The sequence below is a fragment of the Psychrobacter sp. S1-30-MNA-CIBAN-0213 genome, from assembly GCF_040309845.1.
In the GTDB taxonomy this organism is placed as follows: Bacteria; Pseudomonadota; Gammaproteobacteria; order Pseudomonadales; family Moraxellaceae; genus Psychrobacter.
In genome coordinates, this window is the sequence record NZ_JBEOPE010000002.1 from 122,368 (window position 1) to 143,794 (window position 21,427).

Genomic DNA, 21,427 nt, shown 5'->3' on the forward strand with positions numbered 1-21,427 from the left:
GAGGTAAACTTGCAACGAATCCGTTAATACGATTTCGTTGCAGCATTTTGGACAATTTTTCTACAAAAGGCAAGTAGATGAGCCTAAGTATATTCAATTTGATAGAACCAATGCAGCTTATAATGAATCAATGCTTGTTAAATTTATTCTGCTAATAATGTGGCAAGTAGCTCGTCTATCTCGACTTTAAACTCTTTATCTTCAATTTTATTGGCACTGACTTTGGCATTTTGTAGACTGTTGATAGCAGCGTCCTTTTGACCCAATTCAATTTGTAGTACCGCCATAGAAAAAGCAATCGATGACATGTGATCTTTTGAATTAATTGCCGTGGCTTTTTTCAGCGCTTTCTCATAAATGACTAGCGCTGCATCCAAATCCTCAGTGAAGTCAGCAAGTGTCTCCCACTGCTCTGGGTGGTCTTTATCACTCTTTTCATTTTCAATGCAAAGATCTTTTAGCTGCCCATAAAGCAAATCAAATGTTTTTTGATCGTTTTTACTATCAGCTTCTAATAGCTTTTCAGCTAAAACATAAATGGATTTATATATTTTGGTATTAATCATTACTCGTGGCCTTTTTATGCGACTGAATTGGAAAATTGCTGATGATTATAGCTTAAATTGGCGTACTGGATAAGAGTTATGACGGGTGCTTAGCATTTGTATCGTAGAAAGTACAACTAGTGTGTAGGTTACAGCTTAAATAGTACATTAAAGGACACGATAACTGATATCGTGTCCTTTTCATTTTTAAGTCAATTTTTCGATTAAATAACTATCTATCAAATACCTATTTAACTATTTTCTTCTATCAATCCTGATAGGAATGCCTGCAAGTTATCATTGAGTTTTTGGATGTAATAGCCACCCTCTACCAGCACAATCAAAGGTTTATTTAACGCCTTCATCTTTTGCGCTAATACCTCAAAGCCTTCTGTGCTGACTTTACATCTTGCTTCTGGATCATCTTGATAGACATCGAAACCTAAGACATGGACGATGACATCAGCATCAAATGTCTTCATGGTCTCGATTGATTGGTCGACGTAATCAAAAAACCCTTCTTCATCAGTCCCATGCGGCATTGGGAAGTTGACGTTATAGCCATAACCTTCGCCCTCACCTTTCTCAAATTTATGACCGGTAACAGCAGGATAAAAATTAACAGGGTCACCGTGTACCGAGGTATAAAGGACATCTTTACGGTCGTAGAATATCTCTTGGATACCTTGACCATGATGCATATCCGTATCTATGATCGCTATTTTTGCGTATTTTTTCCTTAAATGTTCAGCGATGATGGCAGCGTTGTTTAGATAACAAAATCCACCTGCTGCGCTCTTGCGTGCATGATGACCAGGAGGTCGTGAAAAGCAGAGCTGTACATCGCTGTCGCCACTATCATCGTTGAGTAGTGCTTCAGCAGCATTAAGCGCCGTTTGCGCTGACCAATAGATTGATGTCCACGAATGCTCACTGATTGGCGCGCTATCATCCGCCTGATATTTTGCCGCCTTTGCCATGATGCCCAGTCCAGGATTATCATACGGCACAAAAATCCCCGTCTGTACTTGCGCTCCTAGGTCCTCATCTACCGCCATCCATTCGTCATAGCCATGCTTTAAAAACTCAACATAACCAAAGTCGTGTACCGCTAAGATAGGCCCGATTCCGATTTCTTTAGCATTCGTAACCTTTAGCCCTAATGCCGCTGGTGCTTTTAGCATCTCAACCATACGCTCCGGTATCTCTAACGGCTCATGCATCTTTCCATAAGAAAAGTAAGGCAGTGGTCTATGCAGACTTAGGTTTTCATGACTATATATTTTCACTCTGTACACTCCATTGGTTGTGGCGCATTCCATTTTCTATAATGCAACTATTGCAGCTTTGAATACGGCTCAAAACCATAGTCAAACGTACAATACTTGCTGATAGCAACCATTGAATATATGCCAGTGCCTAGTCAGAGTCAAATGATATAACCAGTTATCAGATGTGAATAAAGAGTCTGCGTTGCAGTCTTTCTTGCATCACAGACTCTTTAATAAATCTTTCTATAAATAACAGCAGGTATTAAGACTTAAAAATTTGTACGGTTTGAATAAAGGTGAATTCTTTTAGGCCCGCTTCTCCAAACTCCACCCCAAACCCTGAATCTTTCACACCGCCAAATGGGGCATCAGGCTGAACCATAGCATGGTTATTTATCCAGACCGTACCGCACTCTAAACGAGAAGCAATACTTTGCGCCTCTTTAATATCTTGCGACCAGACCGAACCACCTAGTCCAACTTGCAAACGATTTGCGCTAGCAATTGCTTCTTCCACATCGCTAAATTTAATAATAGGTAAAATAGGCCCAAACTGCTCTTCATCGACTAACCTTGCGCCATCGTTAATGTTGCTCATAAGCGTAATAGGGTAAAAATACCCACTCTCATCAGTGACTTCGCCACCGCATAAGAAATTCGCACCCCGATCTTTCGCATCTTCGGCAAGTGCTTTGACGATATCTAGCTGTTTTTGATTCTGTAGTGGTCCAAAGTCTGTATCTTCATCGAAGCCATTGCCGGTTTTCATGCTTTTGGCCATGTTAGTTAGTGCTTCACAAAGCTCGTCATGCACCGACTCATGGACATAAAGCCGTTTTAACGCAGCACAAGTTTGTCCATTATTAATAAAAGAGGTTGCAAATATCTTTGGCGCACAAGCTGCAATATCGGCATCCGCTAAGACAATACCAGCATCATTACCACCAAGCTCTAACGTTAAGCGGGTTAGATTGTCAGCTGCACTTTTCATAATGGCTTTGCCAGTGGGCGTTGAGCCTGTAAATACGATTTTTTGAATATCTTTGTGTGAGGTCATCGCCGCACCAATATCACCTTCACCAGTTACTACATTCAAGACACCATCTGGCAAAATATCTTTGGCGATTTCACCAAAACGCAATACGGTCAATGGAGTCATCTCGGAGGGTTTCATGACGACCGTATTACCTGTCAAGAGAGCAGGAATAATGTGCCAAATACCTATCAATAATGGGTAATTCCACGGAGTAATCGAACCTACAACCCCAAGCGGCTTGCGATGCAGTTCTATACGCGCTATATCATTATCCTGAATGGTTTCTGATTCTAAATCCATGCTGGCTGTAGCACGTATCCAAGCCAATGTACCGCCCAACTCAAAGCCTGCGCCTAGATCAGCAAAGCCTTTAGTAGGCTTACCTTGCTCTTTGGTCAGTAGCGTCATCAGCTCCTCACCATGGTCTTCGACAGCATCAGCAAGCTGCATTAACTGGTCTCGGCGCTGCTCATAAGTCAATGCCGACCAAGCAGGGAACGCTGCTTTAGCAGCAGCTACTGCATCATTCAACTGCTCGACACTCGCTTTTGGACAGCGAGCAATGATAGATTTGTCAGCTGGATTGATAACATCAAAATAGTCAGCAGTGCCAACGCTATTACCGTTGATAATTAGATTAAATTCTCTCATTTTCTTAACTCTTATTATTAGGATTATTACCTATAGGATTAAATGAAAATACTGAAACCGAGCCATAAAATCAAATGAGCTAGAGCGTCAGTCTGATCAGCAATAATTGATATTAGTGCGACAATATAACTGCCACATTAATAATCTCATATTTTACAGATGCTTATTTGCTCTCGCTTTCACTCTGATTCATGTTTAACGAAGGTGTCTCGTCAAAGAAATTCCATGGCTTCAATAGGACATTTACCCATTCTGTCGGCATGATAGGCCATTCCTCAGCTCGTGCAATATGGGTTGTACCTGTCGTTAGCCACACTACCAAATCTTTATTGTGGATGTTTTCATTGTTTTTCGTAAACTGCCCTAAGCCTGTATCTTTGTTAGAGCGATTAGGGTATTTGCCTTCTGGATATAACTCATTTGCATCATAATTGGTCACCCAAATCTGCTTATCCATAAAATTAAGACGATTGTATATCCACTCATCATCTGCAAAGTTGGCTCCTTTTGCAATAGGATGAGTGCCGCCTGCAAACGGAATCATTTGATAAGATACCGGATTTCCCATACGGTTCTCTTTGCTAGCATTACTGATTAGACGCACAGAAGCGGGATCAAAATTTTCTTTGGCTGCCATCTCTGTCACCACTGTAGTTTCGCGAGTCTCCATGGTACTGGTACGCGGGCCGCCTCGTGTATTGTCAGCTACAACTGGATCTATGCGTTTAATATGATTAGTTTCGCCATCGACATCCATATCCAAGCGGAAATTATAGATATGCTGATGAGTTGTGCCGACGATATTATGATCAATCAACGTACCAAAGCGAGTGTCTTCTTTAGCCGTCGGATCATGCATGGTTTTTGCAAGGACACCTTTGACGGCCTCGATACCAGTGGCTCCAGCGTCAATACCAATCGTTCCGTTTGGCTGAAATACCCAGTCAAAAATATAATCATAGTTGCCTATTGTACTTATCCAGCGTACTACCAGCTCACGGCGCTCAGTACTGACGTTCTTTTGTCCCATTTCTTGATGCTTAAACTCAGGGCCTGCATAACGCTCAAATACTGCGATAGCATTCGGAATGGTATAAGGTTTGCCTTGATAATCTGGAAGAACAGCGTCAAGGAGTACAGCATTTTCTGGTGCGTCGATATTTTTTTCTAGCGGAGAAGTTAAAGTTCCCATGCCGTATTCACCGGCATCTAGATAAGATTTAAAGTACCAACCCATATCAGGATCACCATAAGGAACAACCATACCGCCTAAATTGCCTTGATACATGATTTTGCGATCAACACCTTTATCGTTAAAGGTAACGGTACTGAGTTGCAAGCCAGTACGACTATCTAAACCAATATGAAACTTCCAATTGTTCCACTCAACGTCTCGGCCAGTGATGGTATAATTCTTTCCTTCTGGTTCAATAATATTCAACGGCTTGCTATTGACGACTTTTTTATCACGACCATCAATCGGGCGCGGAGTCATCGGTACCGGAATAACACTGCCCTCTTCAATTTTAATAATTTTTTGCTTATCTAGATCAACAACTGCTACCAAATTTTCGATGGGATGCGCCCAATAATTGCCATCGCCCACATCTAGATAAGAGACTATTTTGAGGACGCGCAGCTGCTGATCCAAATTGTCCTGATCACCAAAATATCCAACGGTCAGCGGGGTTCCGACAACCTTAGTCACATCATCGATACCGTGTTTTTTTAGCGCCACTTTATATTCAGGGCTGTTTTGAATAATATCTTGTATGGCAAAAAAATCATCTACCAGCACCATACCAAAGGTATTTTCTATCGCATTCCAACTGATCAAGGAATTTTTATTCAAATTTGCCTCGCCTTCAATGACCGTATTGCCTTTCAAAATACTAAAAGTTGCCACTCGATCACCCTGGTAAGGCTTGTTTTCAGTGACATTACGCCATACTGCATCTTTATCAGGTTGTTTTAAGCGTATATCAGAAAACCGTAAATTAGTCTCGGTAGGTTTGGCTTTCTTAATAATAGCCAACGTTTGCTCAATCTCCTTACTACTTAAAACATTGAGTGGATGCGGGCTTTGCTCTATCTTAAAAGTCTGATCTAAACCTGATTGCAAAATCTCATTTGCTAACGAATCAGGCACTAAAGCTTGACCATCTTTCATGACTAGGGGACTCGTAATTGCAAGAGACTTCCCGTTAACCATGGCTTTTTTGCTATTGGGTTTGATTTGTACCCGTGTGGAATTCTTGGTAATGGTATACATATTAGCGTAGCTATCGTATTTGACATCTGCCCCTGCTGTGGTCATCGCTTCTTCTATCGGAACCATATTTACTTTGCTGCCATGAGCAAATGTCTGCGCGCTATATACAAGCGTTAGACTAGCCACTAAGGCGGTAAGAGTTGACTTCAGCATCCTACTAGTAGTGGACTTTTGGTTAATTTTATTATTGGATTTTTGCTTATTATAAATAGTGATATGAGAATGTATCATAGACGATTTCCTTATCGTATTGAGGCGTAGAGATAGCGTATGCTAACTCTGTGATGAATTCCATTTCGTGCTTGGTTGTGACAGATAGATAGTAAAAAACGTAGTACATACTCTATAGACGATTCAATTTAAAAGAGGATCAAGGAAACCGAGTGCAGATGTATATGTAATACTTCAAGCAAGGTTAACGCTGTAGTTCTTTTATAAAAGATTGACTATATATCACTTTTGATACAGCCATCATTTACTATCACAATAGTTATATTACACGACAACGACCCTTCTATTTTTTTATTTTTATTAAATATACTTCAAAGTGAATTTATTTTTTAGTGTAGATAATATGAGCTTATAGCAGAAAGCAAATACAAAAAAACCGCATGATATTAGCATCACACGGTTTCTCTACTTTAATTACTGCCTGTATTTTTAAAAACAATCATTCATTACTAAGCAAGCATACCGCCATCGACAACAACCGTCGCGCCTGTCGTATAACTTGACGCATCAGACACTAGGTACAATACCGTACCTGCCATCTCGTCAGGGTCAGCTACGCGCCCTAGTGGAATCGCATGTAGTGCCATTTTTAAGACTTTATCATTGGTAGTCAATGCTGAGGCAAACTTAGTATCGGTTAGACCCGGCAATAATGCATTGACGCGAATATTCAATGGGCCACATTCTTTGGCAAAGGCTTTGGTCATGCTAATAACTGCAGCTTTGGTGATTGAATAGATGCCTTGCTTATCACCCGCGACCAAGCCATTAACCGACGCAGTATTTAAAATCACCCCGCCGCCCTGCTCGCGCATCATTTTTCCCGCCGCTGTCGACATAAAGAAATAACCGCGAATATTGACCTCTACGGTTTTATCAAAAGCTGCCAAATCTGTATCTAAGATATGCCCATAGTAAGGGTTTGCTGCGGCGTTATTCACTAAGATATCAATTTGACCAAATTCGCTTTTGATATGCTCAAAGATCGCATCAATCTGCTCCATCTCGCCCACATGACAGGCAAAGGCACTGGCTTTGTGACCATCAGCGACGATGCTATCGGCTACCGCTTGGCAAGCATCAATCTTACGGCTAGAGACAATCACATGTGCGCCTCTAGATGCCAATAGACGAGCGATAGACTCACCAATACCGCGGCTGGCACCAGTAACTAAAGCAATCTTACCGGTTAAATCAAATAAATCTTTCATCATTATTCCTTATATTTTAAATATATTATTTTTAAATTTTTATCATCTCTGCGAAACTCAATACCATCTCCAAAAATTTGAGCAGCAAGGAAGACGAGTGCAAATACTACAATTAGTAGACTAAGCGAGTTTGACACCGCTAATCATATTTTTGGGATTGGTATAAAACCATTAAGCTAACATACCACCATCAAGGGTAAACGCATGACCATTCATAAAGCTGCTTTCATCACTCGCCAGCCAAGCAATCGCGCCAGACACTTCATCGACTTCACCTAAACGGCGCAGTGGGCTGGCTTTGATGGTTGCTTGCTGGGCGCGCTCGTCCATCTTCGCCATGGTATTACGCACCATCGGCGTATCAATAAAGCTCGGACATACCGCATTAAAGCGGATATTGACGCGCGCATACTCGTGAGCAGCGGACTTGGTTAGTCCCATGACACCATGCTTAGCAGCGCTATAAGCCGTCAGCAGTGGCGCAGAGCGCAGGCCTGCGATAGAGGCCACATTAATCACATGGCCACCGCCATTGGTCGCCATGCAAGTAACAGCAGCACGCATACAATGCCAGACGCCTTTTAGATTAACAGCGATATTACGATCAAAGTCATCATCGCTCAGCTCATGCATGGGTGCTGGCTTATGATCAATACCGGCATTATTTATCACCACATCAAGACCACCAAGCGTCTCCATGGCAAAAGCAAATAGCGCACGTACATCATCACCGCTGGTGACATCGACCTTTTTAAAGACGATACTATTGCCAGCGTCTTGTGCTTGCTTAGCAACGGCTGCGCCCATCTCTTCTGCCAAATCGCCAATCACTACTTTGGCCCCGCGACTGGCTAGCAATAACGCACTTGCGGCTCCAATACCAGACGCCCCGCCAGTGATTAAAATGCGTTTACCAGTTACGTCTGATGCAACTCCATTTGTGTTTAACGTCATACTTTATTCCTTTAAAAGAGTTTTATTTTATATGGTGCAAGTTTTTTCAACACGATGCGACTAACTTCTCATTGGTTAGAACCATTCTGCTTGCATATCGGTACATACAGCATTGTCGTTATTTAACAGCTCGATATCACGATTGATTAAGGGCAATTCCCAATCGATAAAATATTTTGCTGCTTGCAGTTTACCGTGATAGAAGTTTTGCTTTTCCGTATCTTGTGAATTACTGTCCATGGTCTCACTTAATAATTGCTCAGCTTTGCTGGCTTGGCGAATCCAAATCCAACTGACCACGATAGAGGCAAAGATATTCATCAAGGCTTGTGCATTACCAGTCAACGTGATGGCTTTTTCCGTTTGCAGGATTTTGCTTAAATGCACCAACACTTCATGCAGATGACCCATATAAGGCATCAACTTACCCGCAAGTTTGGCGGTTTCTGGGGTGCTGATGTTTTCTAAGTCTTGAGTAATTTCACGTTTTAGAACTTGAATACCAAGCCCTTTGTTTTGCCACAACTTTCGAAATGACAAATCTAGTGCCTGTACGCCATTTGTGCCTTCATGAATGGGATTGAGACGATTGTCACGCCAAAACTGTTCGGCTTGATACTCACGTGTGTAGCCTGCACCGCCCAATACTTGAATACCTAAGTCATTGGCCTTTGGACCATACTCTGACGGCCATGCTTTGAGTACTGGTGTGAGCAAATCTAACAACTCTGAAAGCTCGTTTTTTAGTGTGGCGTCTTCACAAGTATTGATACAGTCAATCAGGTTCGAGCCGTATAAGCACAGTGATATGCCGCCCTCAGCATAAGCTTTTTGCGCCAGTAGCATACGCTTTACGTCGCCGTGCTGAATAATCGCCGTTGCCGCATCTTCGGGCTTGTTGTTGGGGGCGATTCTGCCCTGCGTTCTGTCTTTGGCATAATCGAGCGAATACTGATAACCGCGATATCCAATCATCGCCGCGCCAAAACCAACCGCGATACGCGCCTCATTCATCATTTTAAACATGTAGCGCAGACCAAAATGCTCTTCGCCTATAAGATAGCCATAACACTCGCCCTCATCACCAAAGCTTAATGCGGTAGAAGTCGCACCTCGATAACCCAACTTATGAATAAGACCAGTTAAATGAACATCATTACGCTCGCCTACTGATAAATCGTCATTGAGTCGATACTTGGGCACGGCAAATAACGAGATGCCTTTGACGCCACCAGGACCGCCCGGCACTTTGGCCAATACCAAATGCACGATGTTATCAGACAGTTCGTGATCGCCTGCTGAGATATAAATTTTGCTACCTTTGACACGATAGCTGCCGTCGTCCTGCTTTATTGCAATGGTTTTAATGTCGGCAAGCGACGAACCTGCATGTGGCTCAGTTAGTGCCATGGTGCCAGTAAATTCACCGGTCAGCATACGCGGCATAAAGGCATCTTTAATCTCATCACTGGCGAAATGTGAGATAACATTAATCGCGGCAGTGGTTAAAAATGGATAAGCGGTGGTCGATGGATTGGCTGCCATAAAATAGCCTGCCACAGCTGTCATCACTGTTTCGGGTAATTGCATGCCACCATCGTCAAAGCTATAACGGCCCGCGATAAAGCCTGACTCACGAAACGCATCAAAAGCGACTTTGACATCGTCTATCATGCTAACTTTTTTGCCGTCAAACTGAGGCTCGTTTTTATCTGCTAAATGGTTGTGTGGCAAGAACAACTGGGTCGCGATTTTATTGGCGGTGTCGAGTACCGCATCGAATGTTTCGCGACTGTGTTCTGCAAATTTTGGATGTTTGGTTAAATTTTCAGTTCCCAATACATCATATAATTGGAATGGTAATTCAAAGTCGTTGATAAGCGTATCTGCTGCCATAGTATTCTCGTTAACTCATTAAATTTGATAATCAATTGATATTAATCTAATTTAACGTCTTGCCGTATTGTCATTTATGACATAATTATGGTCAAATAAGACATTTTATAAGCTATGGTTAAGGAATTTCAAATTACGCCCAGTGCAACTGATCTAGATTTTTGCAGCCTCTGTCTGGCGAAGCGCACAGCAGGCAAGAAAATCTTTACCAGCTGCACGTAAACATCAAATATACATTCTCATACACCTAAAGGAAGCTGAATTTTGCCCTACTCCAAACCTTTTAAAGTCATCATTGTTGGTTTCGATGGTGTGCTCGGCAGCGTGCTAGCTGGGGCGCTAGATTTGTTTTCGTTTACTGGGGTCAGTTGGCAACGCTTTTTGGATGAGCGCGTTGAGCCAAGGTTTAATGTACAGATTGCCAGTCTAGGCGGCGTCGATATCAGATGTAGCAATCGCTTAATTATGCAAGCGCATTGCGACATTCAAGACGTGATTGAGTGCGACTTACTATTAATTCCAACGATTGGCGATTCAATCGATAAAGTGTTGAGTCAAAATAATAATTTAATTCCGCATTTACAGCGACTGGCGAATACTAAAGCGGATATTGCCAGCAACTGTAGCGGGGCTTTCTTTTTAGCAAAGGCGGGCTTGCTCGATGGCAAAGTAGCGACAACCCATTGGGGCTATGCCAGTAAGTTTAAGGCAGATTTTCCACTGGTTGATTTGCAAGAGAACCAGTTTGTCACTCAATCAAAGATTCAATCAAAAAACCAGTCGGAAAGTGATTTAGCACACCAATCGGGCGATATATTTTGTGCAGCGGGCGGTAGCGCGTTTTATGACTTGGGATTATTATTGATAGAGCGATTTTGTGGGCGCGAGATTTCTACCCAAGTGGCGAAAACCCAGATTATTGATAGTAAACGGGGTAATCAAAATAGCTATACCAATGTGACTTTGCATAAGCCGCATTCAGACCAGCTGGTTAAGCAAGTACAAGAGTTTATCGAGGAAAACTTTAAGCAACCTATCCAAATCAGCCGTTTGGCTGCCATGGTCAATATCACTCCACGCACTCTAAATAGACGTTTTCAATCCTGCGTCGCGATGCGTCCGATTGAGTATATTCAAGCGGTTAGAATTGAACAAGCAAAGCGTCTATTAGAATCAGGAGATGTGACGATAAAATCGCTGGCCGAGCAAGTCGGCTACGAGGATATCTCGTCATTCACACGTTTGTTTAAGCGCGCCACCGAGCTGACACCGAAAGAATATCAAGATAAGTTTTCGCGGTTGGCGATTTAGTAATGTTTCTTAATAGTACTTTTGTATAGTCGATCTACTAGAAAATAAATACAGCGCTACTGGGGTAAATTTTGCGCAGCCTCTGTCTGCGTAGGCACAGCAAGCAAGAAAGATTTATCCCAGTAGCGCGTTATAGTGTTTGCACTTATTTTTTCAGGACCGATTATATGAGGGCTTAACAAAGAGCAGAAAACAAAAAGCCGACCTGACTTTAAATCAAATCGGCTTTATTGATGCTATAAGTAGACTGCTAATACAGCAAATGTGCTACTGACGTGATAACCACTAAGCTAATAAGTGTGCGAATAATGAAGATCATAAACAGCTCTAAAACGTTGAGCTTAATATTTGACTTCAAAATTAGTGCACCAACTTCAGACATATAAATAATCTGGGTAATAGATGCAGCACCGACGATAAAGCGCGTCATCTCACTTTCAATACTCTTACCGACCAACGCTGGTAGATACATATCAGCAAAGCCCATAATCATAGCAGGAGCAGCCTTTGCGGCTTCTGGAATCTGTAATAACTCAAGCACTGGCACCAGTGGGGTTGCAAGCCAATCAAATACTGGCGTGTACTCTGCTAAGCCAAGACCAATGGTGCCGATAGCAAAAATAACCGGAATGAGTCCAAGATAGATATCAAATAAATTCTTGACGCTATGCTTAAACACGCTACCCAAGCTTGGCATAGAATGCGCGCGAGTCACAGCACGGTTCAGTGCCCACTGCGGCATACTATATTGAGCAGGAATTTCTTCATCTAACATACATTTGCCAGAATGGTAAGTATCAGGCTTCAATGACAACGGTGGTATACGCGGCATAATAATAGCAGCTATAAAACCCGTCAGAGCGATGGTCAGATAAAAGAAAACAAAATTGTTGTCTACGCCAATAGTCTTGGCGACGACGTAAGTAAAAGCGATTGAAGTTACCGAAAAGGTTGTGGCAATAATCGCCGCTTCACGCTGGCTATAATAACTTTTATCGTACTCTTGCATAGTGACTAGCAGGCCAATGGAAGCCGCACCAAACCAAGAGGACATGGCATCTACTGCCGAGCGTCCTGGGAGTTTAAATAGTTTGATAAATACTTTACTGGCTAACGTTCCCAAAAACTCCATCAAGCCAAAATCAGTCAAAAATGGTAAGGACAAGATGGCAAAGAAAAATAAAGGAATCAGAATTGGAATAAGATCTTCAAAAATAACGCCGCCAGTATTACGGTTGATAATAAACTCAGGGCCTATCTGTAAAAAAATCATCCAAATGAACAAGGCGCCTAGAAAACGTGCAGCGAGCCAAAACCAATCGACATCGAATAGTTTTCTTAATAAGGAGTCTGTATGCAAGTCAGGTCGCAACACTTTTACTGCCAGTGCCCCGATAAAAGAGGTCGTAACTATCGCCAGTGTAATATAAGCGACATAACCACCTAAAATGGCTTGCAAAGCATCGGTTAATACGCCAAGTAAAATAGTAACTTTACCATCCCATTGAAATGGAATGATAAATAGCGCAATACCAAGCGCTGAAAATAATAAAAATTTCCACAATGACGCGCGCCATTGCTCTCCTTGCGGCGTTTTTGGATCGACAGCATTGTTGCCTAGAACAGGCTGCTGCGACTTATTGATATTAACCGTCATTTAATTCCTCCATGATGGGCGACAATCGCCAGTTTTTCCATTTCGCTGTCTGACCAATTCCCGGATTTAGCGAATTAGTCGGGTCTAGTTTTTTATAAAACGAATGTAATTCAGACTTAGCGGTATAAACATGACCCACATTGTGTTCAGCGGGATATTCGATATGACGCTGATCATAAAATGCCAACAATTCATCCTTGAACGTTTTTGAGTCAATAGTAGGATTTAATAAGTAGTCTTGATGCATGACATAACAAAAAAAATGTCCCAAATAAAAGGTTTTGCTTACTTGTCTTTGCAAGTTAAGAGGTAGCGATTCATCCCAATCTACAGCGTTCCTTGGCAAGGCGATATCTGTAGATACTAGCTCGCCAAATTCACTATGATTTAGATTGTGATAACGAAACATAGCAGCCGTTGCCGCACTGCGAAATACTAATAATGCCTGTGCTTCTTCTTCTGTGCATGTATGTAGTACACCTTGATGCTGCTGCATATGAGACTGCAAAAATGCTTGAGCAGATGCGATATGACTGTCACTTGCACAAATATTCGCTACTTTTATAATTAAATGATAACGGTATGATACTGCTTGCTCAGCTAAGACTTTCGGTAACGATGCTGGCATAAAGGTAGATGCCATCTGTAGCACGCGATCTGGCAAAGTTTTTGGTAGTCGCCATTTATCCAGATAATAGCCAATCTTTGCTTGTAGTCGATACAGCGCTCCTATCTTACTAGCAGGCAGCTTGCGCATACTTAAACAAGTATCACGGCCGTAGCGTAGCGTGATGTCATTGTAATCTTTATGCATATATTCTGCCAAAATAGGCAGATGTAATTCACTTTTAAGCCAATGCTGTCTCAGCGTGGTCAAGGTATCAGCATCATCGGTCGAGATATAAAACGCTTGCTCTTGCTTAGGTTTAGGATAAGTCGCTACTCTTACAGCAAATACAATTACTTTACCTGCTGAACCTGACGCTTCATATAATCCATTAGGATCATTATTGAATCTAGCTGGCGTCTTAGCCTCGCAATCGCGTACTTTGGTTTGATACTGATGGTTTGCGCATGCTTTATTAGGCCTAGCCAAATCTTTATCGAACGTGCCAGCTTGTAAATTATTAAGCATCTCTTCTGGATGCGTGCCTAAATCAACTCCTAAGTGATTGATTAACTCAAACTCACCTAAGGCATTGCGTCTGGCAAACAGTGCCATCTCAGTATAAGCAGGGCCACGCTGCACCAACATCCCACCAGAACTATTACAAATACCGCCGATGACCGAAGCACCAACACAGCTAGAGCCTAATACTGAATGTGGTTCACGCCCTAACGGTGCAAGATTAGACTCCAGTTGTTGAAGGGTCGCAGCTGGTAAGGCAATAACCTCCGTCGCATCATTGAGTAGATAAATACCACTGAGCGACTGCATCGAAATCACTACCACAGGCCGATCATACTCACCGTATGGCGTTGATCCTCCAGTCAGTCCGGTATTGGCAGCTTGAGCAATAATAATGACATCTGCCGCCGCGCAAAGGTTGATGACACGCCATAGTGCGATTAAAGAATCTGGTGTCACTACTGCTACTGTAGTAGAAGCAACAGACTTAATCGCTCCGTACACATAGGCTTGCTGCTGGCTGGGCTTGGTCAGTACATTAGTCGCCCCAATAACAGCCGTCAAATCAGCTAATAAGCCATCTAACAGCTCAGACAACTTACTAGACGAGCGATTAGAATTTAACACCATAGACGTTCTTCCTTGAGCGACCAGACTTTTGCATAACTAGCATCAGCTCATTAACTAAAGCAGGTGAAGGTCTTACCCATTTCAAAAAGAAAATCATCAGCCTCATCAATCTCATAAATGACAGGTTGTTTACCTTTTATGTCCGTTTGCAATGCATCTAGTAGCTGCTGCTTATCGGTAATTCTACGATAGCCAGCGCCAAATCCTGCTGCTAGCGGCTCGAAGTTAGGTGTCTTAATATTCACCCCAATCAATGGTAATCCACCTTCTTCCATATATCGGCGAATCTCCCCATAACCTTGGTTGTTCCATAATAAGACAATCAACGGTAGCTCAAGCTCAGCCGCGCAGATGAGTTCTGCAATGGTAAATTGAATACCACCATCGCCGATTAGGCTAATGACAGGAAGCTTTGATCCAATCATTGCGCCAATCGCGGCAGGCAAGCCATAACCTAAAGTGCCAAATCCAGTCGATGAGTTAAACCACTTACGGGGCGCCAGCGCCTCAAAGCCAAGATTGCCACTATAGACCGGTTGGGTCGAATCACCAACGAAGATGACGTCTTTTACTTCATCTCTAATTAGTTGAAGCAGTGCATTTTGTCCAGCAAAGTCTGGCGTCATAGCTTCTATTAACGCCTGCTTTGCCTCAGCTACTCGTGACGCTGCTTGATGATTAAGCTGATGACTTTCTAAACGCGTACAAAGACCGCTAATAGCCATTTGCGCATCAGATAATACGGCGATATCCGCTCTAAAAGGACGCTGCAACTGCTGGGCATCGCAGTCAATACGAATGAGTGTGCCGTTGATTTGGAACTCGCCATTAAAGAAGACGTCGTAATCGGTCTCACCAAGCTCAGTACCAATCGCCAATACTAGATCAGCCTCAGCGATCACGGCGCGACCGGCGTCTAATGACTGATTGCTACCCAAACTCAAAGGATGACCAGGTGGCAATAAACCTTTGGCATTAATGGTCAAAAATGTCGGTGCATCGATAAGCTCTGCCAGTTTTTGTGCATCATAATCGACGTCAACGCAGCCGCCACCGTACAATACAACTGGATTTTTTGCACTTTTTAGCTGCTCAACAATCAAATCAAGCTGCGCAGGATTAGGCAGCGGTCTCATGACTTGCGGTAGTGCTAAACCATCATCAGCTTGGCTTTTTGCAGTGTCATTTAAATTTTTGGTGCTGTTAAAATTAGAGGTTAAATCAGATGGCTTAGCGACATGACTAGCATCTGCGGTAATCACATCGATAGGCAGCTGGATATGGACCGGTCCTGGACGCGCCCCATTAAATAACGCAAAAGCTTCAGCGATGACCTTAGGTAATGACTCAGGTTGCCAGATAGTTTTACTCATGAGCGCAACCTTGCTCACCATGCCTTGTTGGTCGTGCAATTCATGCAAGTGCCCTTCACCGCTACCCGTATCTTTAACTTTATTGACACTAGATATTACTAGCATCGGTATAGAATCTGCTAACGCTTGCGCCATAGCAGTCATGATGTTGGTCATACCAGGGCCGGTAATAATAAAGCACACCCCGACTTTACCAGAGGCACGGTAATAGCCGTCGGCCATAAAACCTGCACCTTGCTCGTGACGCGGTGTCACGTGGCGAATATTGGTATTAGGCAGACCACGATATAACTCTACCGTGTGTACACCTGGAATACCAAATACGGTCTCAACTCCATAATACTCTAGCCATTGCACCAGTAGCTCACCGCAGGTCAGAGGCGAAGTGATTGGCAATGAAGAAGGCGCTTGCGTTGATTGCGTCATGAGTAGATCATCCTAAAAAAGTTCAATAGCAGTTAAATAAGTCGTTCAGCGGCATAGCAAAAATCCCCTTTATTCTCATAAAGGGTGATTTATTATCTATATCTTGAGTTGCGATTAGTAGACTGCTTTGACTTTGTCGTCATAACGTACGCCTGGCAGGATACATAACATCTCGAATAACAAGTTCGCTGCTAATACAGAGGTGTTACCAAACGGATCATATGGCGGTGACACTTCTACTAAATCTCCACCGACCACGTCAAGGCCACGCATACCACGAATAATCTCGATACCTTGAGTTGACGTCAAGCCACCAATTTCAGCAGTGCCCGTACCAGGCGCAAATGCTGGATCAATACCATCAATATCGAAACTCAAATAAACAGGACCATCACCCAATTTTTCACGCACTTCTGCCATCAATGGCGTCAGCGACTTATACCAGCACTCTTCAGCAGGCACAACACGAAAGCCTTGTTGGGTTGACCAGTCGAACTCTTCGGCACTATAGCCAGTACCCCGCAAGCCAATCTGTACTACGCGATTGCCATCGATTAAGTTTTCCTCAACAGCGCGGCGGAACGGTGTACCATGGGCGATTTTTTCGCCAAACATATCATCATTGATATCAGCATGAGCATCGATATGCACCATACCGACAGGGCCATGTTTTTTGGCAAGCGCACGTAAAATAGGCAGTGCAATCGTATGATCGCCGCCCAAAGTTAATGGAATAGCGCCATGATTCACCACTTTTTCTGTATAGAACTTTTCGATGATATCGACGCTTTTTAGCAGGTTAAAGGTGTTGATAGGCACATCGCCAATGTCAGCGACTTGCAAAGATTCAAAAGGAGCAGCGCGAGTGGCAACATTATAAGGGCGAATCATGCGTGATTCATCACGAATTTGTCTAGGACCTAATCTTGCACCGCTGCGGTTTGATGCACCGATATCTAGAGGCACCCCAACAAAAGCCACATCCAGCCCTTCAGCATCAGCTTGAGTCGGCAGGCGCATCATAGAAGCAAAGCCGCCAAATCTTGGCATATCATTGCCACTTAGTGGTTGATTGAATTTCATAAATCACATCCTTGTTTCAGTTTGTTTAGAATAGGCAATTTTTTATATGCTTTGACAATACCTAAATATATCAGCGTAGACCATGGTAAAATTCAGAAGTAAACTTCTAAAATCTCGTAGTAAAGAAGATTTAACCGTTATTATTAGAAGTTTAATGAATATAAAATCACTTTTAAAAACGATAATAAAATCTAAACATTTGATAAAAATACCATTTATTTGTTAATGTGCAGTGAGCAACAGTAATATCTAATAGGTGTTCGAAAACTACCTGACCTTTAAAATGCTCCTATTCCTATACACTTAATTTTTATATAGCGTGAATATAAATGCTCGATGAACTTATAAAAATAGACATAAAAACCCTACGTAGCTTTATGGCTATCGTAGAGTGTCAGGGTGTGACGGCCGCTCAATCACGGTTAAACGTTACCCCCTCTGTTATTAGCGGTCACTTGGCACATCTAGAAGACAGACTGGAGATGACACTCTGTCATCGTGGCCGTGCTGGATTTAAGCTTACAGAAGATGGTATTGCCGTCTACGAGGCGTGCTTGAGTTTTACTGAAGCAGTTGCCAGCTTCCAACATCAATTGCATTATATTCGTCAATTAGATTCCGTTCGTGGTGGCCATATTCGCTTATGTTTGATAGATCAGATGCCAACGATTTTTTATGACGCCTTACGCCAGTGTCTCGCTGCCAGCTATCGTGATAATCCATTGATACACTTCTCTATCGATGTGCAGAGCCCTGAGAGTATGCTCGACAAGCTTTTGAGTAATGAAAGTGATATTGGCGTGGGCTATTTTGGCAGTTTTCCGCCTTTATTAACTTTTAAACATGCCTTTATTGAAAAGCAAGTAGTCTGCTGTGGACGCGAGCATATATTATTTCATGAATCAGAGGGCCTGACTTTCAAGTCTTTAGAACAAAACTACCCATGGATTAAAAGAGGATATATTACCGATGTCAGTATCAATCATATTCGCCCAAAAATATTAAGCGCTACTACCTATCAAATGGAAGCGACTGCGCAGCTTATCCTTGCAGGTCATCATGTTGGCTACTTGCCTCGTGATCTAGCAATGCGCTATGAAGAGATGGGACTGATGAGAATATTACTGCCCGATGAAGCAAGTTACGAAGTTAAGCATCACTGGGCCTATCGAGAAAACCTGCATAAACACGTGGCTGATTTTTTGAAACAAATGCTTAGGCTATTAACTGAGCAAACACATTAGTTTAGTGAGCTCGCTTTCGTTAAAACTCCTTCGATAAACCTATCGTTTTATAAAAACTTGACGCATAAAAGCCCATAAAAAAGGAGACGATTTTAGTATCATCTCCTTTTTATTTTATGCAAATATCATGTAAAGTTAATTACTCAGCTGCGATGGCTATCATCTCAACCAATAGCTCAGGACGTGCCAATGCAGACTCACCACAAGCACGAGCTGGTGGCTGTATGCCTTCAAACCATTTATCCCATACTTCATTCATCGCGGCAAAGTCTGACATATCTTTTATCCAGACCGTCACTGATAGTAACTTTGATTTATCACTGCCCACCTCTTCTAACAGTGTTTGTATTTTCTCTAAACAAGTCAGTGTTTGCGCTTTGATATCATCTTCCGCATTGCCCACTTGACCGCATAAATAAACAGTCTGGTTATGAACAACAATTTTACTCATACGTTGATTGCTATGTAGCTTTTTCATCGTATTTAATCCTTAATTTATTAAAGTATTTGAATCAGTGATGACTCAGTTAAAAACAATATCTTAGTTAGAAAAACGCTGGGCGCTAAACGGCTCAACATCAACCACGACAGGCTTGTTATGTATCAGCTCTTCAACGATACGCCCCGTCATAGGCCCTAGAGTGAAGCCTTGATGACTGTGACCAAATGCAAACCATAGTTTTTCATGTTTATGTGCAGGCCCAATGACCGGCTTCATATCAGGCATACAAGGACGTGATCCTGCCCACGCTTCACTCTCTACCGCATCTTCTAATGGTAGAATTTTTCTAGCAAATTTTAGTACTGTCTTCAACTGTCCAAAATTCTTTGGCGCATCCATTGTTGTCATCTCAGCACCAGTGGTAATACGGATACCTTGCTGCATTGGCCCCATGACAAAGCCTTTATCCATATCAAACATACTGTGATTGATATTATTTTTATCAGTCACTTTAAAGTGCTGATGATAGCCACGCATCGGGAACAACGGCAAATTATAGCCAAGCGGTCTAATCAAATCATTAGACCAAGGTCCGGCCGCGATGACCAGCTTGTCACTATAATAAGTATCGTTATCAGTGATGACTTTCCAGCCTTCACCATCTTGGACGATTTCTTTTACATTGCTTTCTTTAATCGTACCCTGCATATCTTGGAAGTTTTTTGCATATGCTTTTACCAAGGCGCTTGGGTTTGATACTTGCCATGAATTCAACCAATGAATCGCACCGACAAAACCATCAAAATTAGCGCTAGGCTCCATCACTTTTAATTCTTCAACGTTCAATACGTTATGCTCAACCCCTTTCTCACGCGCAGCGATGGCTGAAGCAATGGCCTCTTTAAAGGTGTCTTCAGAACGATGCAGCTGTAACCAACCATCACGGGTGATAAGTTCATCAGCGCCAGACGCCGTAATCATGGTCTGATGCTCGCTGGTACAATGCGCAATCAGCGTCTGCCACTCTGCTTCGATCTGCTTAACAGTCGCGGGTGCAGAGTATTTCCAATACTGCAATAACGCTTGATGATAACGCAAAATTGCTGGTATACGATAGCGAATATCAGTACCTTGATTAGGTAATACTCTAATCATTTCAGTAATTTGGCGCGGGAAAGGATGCGTATGAATTGCTTCGCGCTGGATCAAGCCAGCATTACCATATGAGGTCTCTGACCCTGGTAGTTTTTTATCTAACAACAACACCTGCGAACCGTTATTTTGTAGATGCCACGCAATCGATGTGCCAACCATACCAGCACCAATAACAATAACAATAACCTCATAGCGCATAGAATATCCTTTCCTGATAGGTAGTAGAGTCTTGCTTAATAGGGGGTGATAATAACGCGAACCTGACAATTAATAAACCCATATCTGACGGATTTTTTCGTTGTCAGATACTTTTGGTTATAGGCATCTAATAAGAGGTAAATTGGTAGGAATAATAGGGACATTAAATGAACATTTAATATGGAATTAGACTGTCAAACTATAAAGTTAGTTAACTAATTGCGCCTTTCTTATTACTTCCTCGGTATCAGAGGTCATTCCATATTGAGTGACACCAGAGATCCAGCCACTGTGAATGTCATTTGCGTTGATTTGAGAGTGTCCCAGACCGCCGCCATGTCATCTTGACGATGATCCCCCTTGTAGGTTATGTCTGTTGGGTAGTCCGGCGTCACGGGTGGTGATGTCTTTGTCATCTAGATCACCCATGCCGATACCGTCATAGAGGGCGCGGCTAATCACCGGACTGTCTTTATCACCATACCAATGGTTGAGCAGGACAGTTTGCCCCAGCCTTGGAGCAAACTGCCAGCCGTGGGTGGCGCCTGAGGACAGTTGCAAGCTACGAAGGAGCGGGGTCGGTGAGGGTTTTATGCAGCCGTCATCGGTAACACTTGAGGCGTAGCTTGATGAGGCTGCAGGCGACGCTGTCACTATCAGACTCTATGCCAATTATACATATAGCAGCACAATGAGTAACAACATCGGAAAA

The 21,427-nt window shown here is 42.7% G+C and carries 16 protein-coding genes; 2 read left to right on the top strand and 14 right to left on the bottom strand.

The genetic code is table 11. From position 1 onward, the window contains the following. Positions 1-143: 143 nt before the first annotated feature. The 7 genes from AAEY87_RS02355 to AAEY87_RS02385 form a co-directional block, all read right to left on the bottom strand. A complete protein-coding gene (locus AAEY87_RS02355; RefSeq protein WP_350655786.1) occupies positions 144-566 on the bottom strand; it encodes a tetratricopeptide repeat protein in 423 nt (140 codons plus the stop codon). Positions 567-796: 230 nt separating this feature from the next. Continuing rightward, positions 797-1,834: a histone deacetylase family protein gene (locus AAEY87_RS02360; protein ID WP_350655787.1), complete on the bottom strand. Its 1,038-nt coding sequence runs from the start codon at positions 1,832-1,834 to the stop codon at positions 797-799. Positions 1,835-2,078: 244 nt separating this feature from the next. Then, positions 2,079-3,503 (bottom strand): aldehyde dehydrogenase family protein, encoded by a 1,425-nt coding sequence (locus AAEY87_RS02365; RefSeq protein ID WP_350655789.1) that lies wholly within the window; start codon positions 3,501-3,503, stop codon positions 2,079-2,081. Positions 3,504-3,666: 163 nt separating this feature from the next. Then, positions 3,667-5,928, bottom strand: coding sequence for a primary-amine oxidase (gene tynA / locus AAEY87_RS02370; RefSeq protein WP_350655970.1), 2,262 nt, complete (start codon positions 5,926-5,928; stop codon positions 3,667-3,669). Between the two features lie 527 nt (positions 5,929-6,455). Beyond that, positions 6,456-7,220, bottom strand: a complete 765-nt coding sequence (locus AAEY87_RS02375) for an SDR family oxidoreductase (protein ID WP_228138917.1) — start codon at positions 7,218-7,220, stop codon at positions 6,456-6,458. A gap of 168 nt (positions 7,221-7,388) precedes the next feature. After that, positions 7,389-8,171 (bottom strand): SDR family NAD(P)-dependent oxidoreductase, encoded by a 783-nt coding sequence (locus AAEY87_RS02380; RefSeq protein WP_350655790.1) that lies wholly within the window; start codon positions 8,169-8,171, stop codon positions 7,389-7,391. Between the two features lie 75 nt (positions 8,172-8,246). Beyond that, positions 8,247-10,067, bottom strand: coding sequence for an acyl-CoA dehydrogenase (locus tag AAEY87_RS02385; RefSeq protein ID WP_350655791.1), 1,821 nt, complete (start codon positions 10,065-10,067; stop codon positions 8,247-8,249). A gap of 264 nt (positions 10,068-10,331) precedes the next feature. Here AAEY87_RS02385 and AAEY87_RS02390 point away from each other — a divergent pair, with 264 nt between their 5' ends. Then, on the top strand, positions 10,332-11,378 hold the full coding sequence (locus AAEY87_RS02390; RefSeq protein ID WP_350655792.1) for a GlxA family transcriptional regulator: 1,047 nt from the start codon (positions 10,332-10,334) through the stop codon (positions 11,376-11,378). Between the two features lie 250 nt (positions 11,379-11,628). On the opposite strand, the gene AAEY87_RS02395 is transcribed toward AAEY87_RS02390, so the two are convergent. The 4 genes from AAEY87_RS02395 to speB all read right to left on the bottom strand — a co-directional run bounded on the left by AAEY87_RS02395 (position 11,629) and on the right by speB (position 17,676). Then, a complete protein-coding gene (locus tag AAEY87_RS02395) occupies positions 11,629-13,035 on the bottom strand; it encodes a YjiH family protein (RefSeq protein ID WP_350655793.1) in 1,407 nt (468 codons plus the stop codon). After that, complete coding sequence (gene dld, locus AAEY87_RS02400) at positions 13,025-14,794, bottom strand: D-lactate dehydrogenase (protein WP_350655794.1); 1,770 nt, start codon at positions 14,792-14,794, stop codon at positions 13,025-13,027. Before dld ends, AAEY87_RS02395 begins: the two co-directional genes overlap by 11 nt. Positions 14,795-14,844: 50 nt before the next feature. Continuing rightward, entirely contained in the window at positions 14,845-16,593 is a 1,749-nt protein-coding gene (locus tag AAEY87_RS02405) for a 5-guanidino-2-oxopentanoate decarboxylase (protein WP_350655795.1), read from the bottom strand. 114 nt (positions 16,594-16,707) lie between these two features. Further along, positions 16,708-17,676 (bottom strand): agmatinase, encoded by a 969-nt coding sequence (gene speB / locus AAEY87_RS02410; RefSeq protein WP_068035022.1) that lies wholly within the window; start codon positions 17,674-17,676, stop codon positions 16,708-16,710. Positions 17,677-18,005: 329 nt separating this feature from the next. Between speB and AAEY87_RS02415 the strand changes: the two genes are divergently transcribed. Further along, positions 18,006-18,920 (top strand): LysR family transcriptional regulator, encoded by a 915-nt coding sequence (locus AAEY87_RS02415; RefSeq protein ID WP_350655797.1) that lies wholly within the window; start codon positions 18,006-18,008, stop codon positions 18,918-18,920. A 139-nt stretch (positions 18,921-19,059) separates the two neighbouring features. Here AAEY87_RS02415 and AAEY87_RS02420 read toward each other — a convergent pair whose 3' ends face one another. The 3 genes from AAEY87_RS02420 to AAEY87_RS02430 form a co-directional block, all read right to left on the bottom strand. Beyond that, the gene (locus AAEY87_RS02420; RefSeq protein WP_068035018.1) at positions 19,060-19,398 is read right to left on the bottom strand and encodes a RidA family protein; all 339 of its coding nucleotides are present in this window, start codon (positions 19,396-19,398) and stop codon (positions 19,060-19,062) included. A 63-nt stretch (positions 19,399-19,461) separates the two neighbouring features. Then, the gene (locus AAEY87_RS02425; RefSeq protein ID WP_350655798.1) at positions 19,462-20,715 is read right to left on the bottom strand and encodes an NAD(P)/FAD-dependent oxidoreductase; all 1,254 of its coding nucleotides are present in this window, start codon (positions 20,713-20,715) and stop codon (positions 19,462-19,464) included. Positions 20,716-21,054: 339 nt separating this feature from the next. Next, positions 21,055-21,369: a hypothetical protein gene (locus AAEY87_RS02430; RefSeq protein ID WP_350655799.1), complete on the bottom strand. Its 315-nt coding sequence runs from the start codon at positions 21,367-21,369 to the stop codon at positions 21,055-21,057. Between the last annotated feature and the right edge of the window lie 58 nt (positions 21,370-21,427).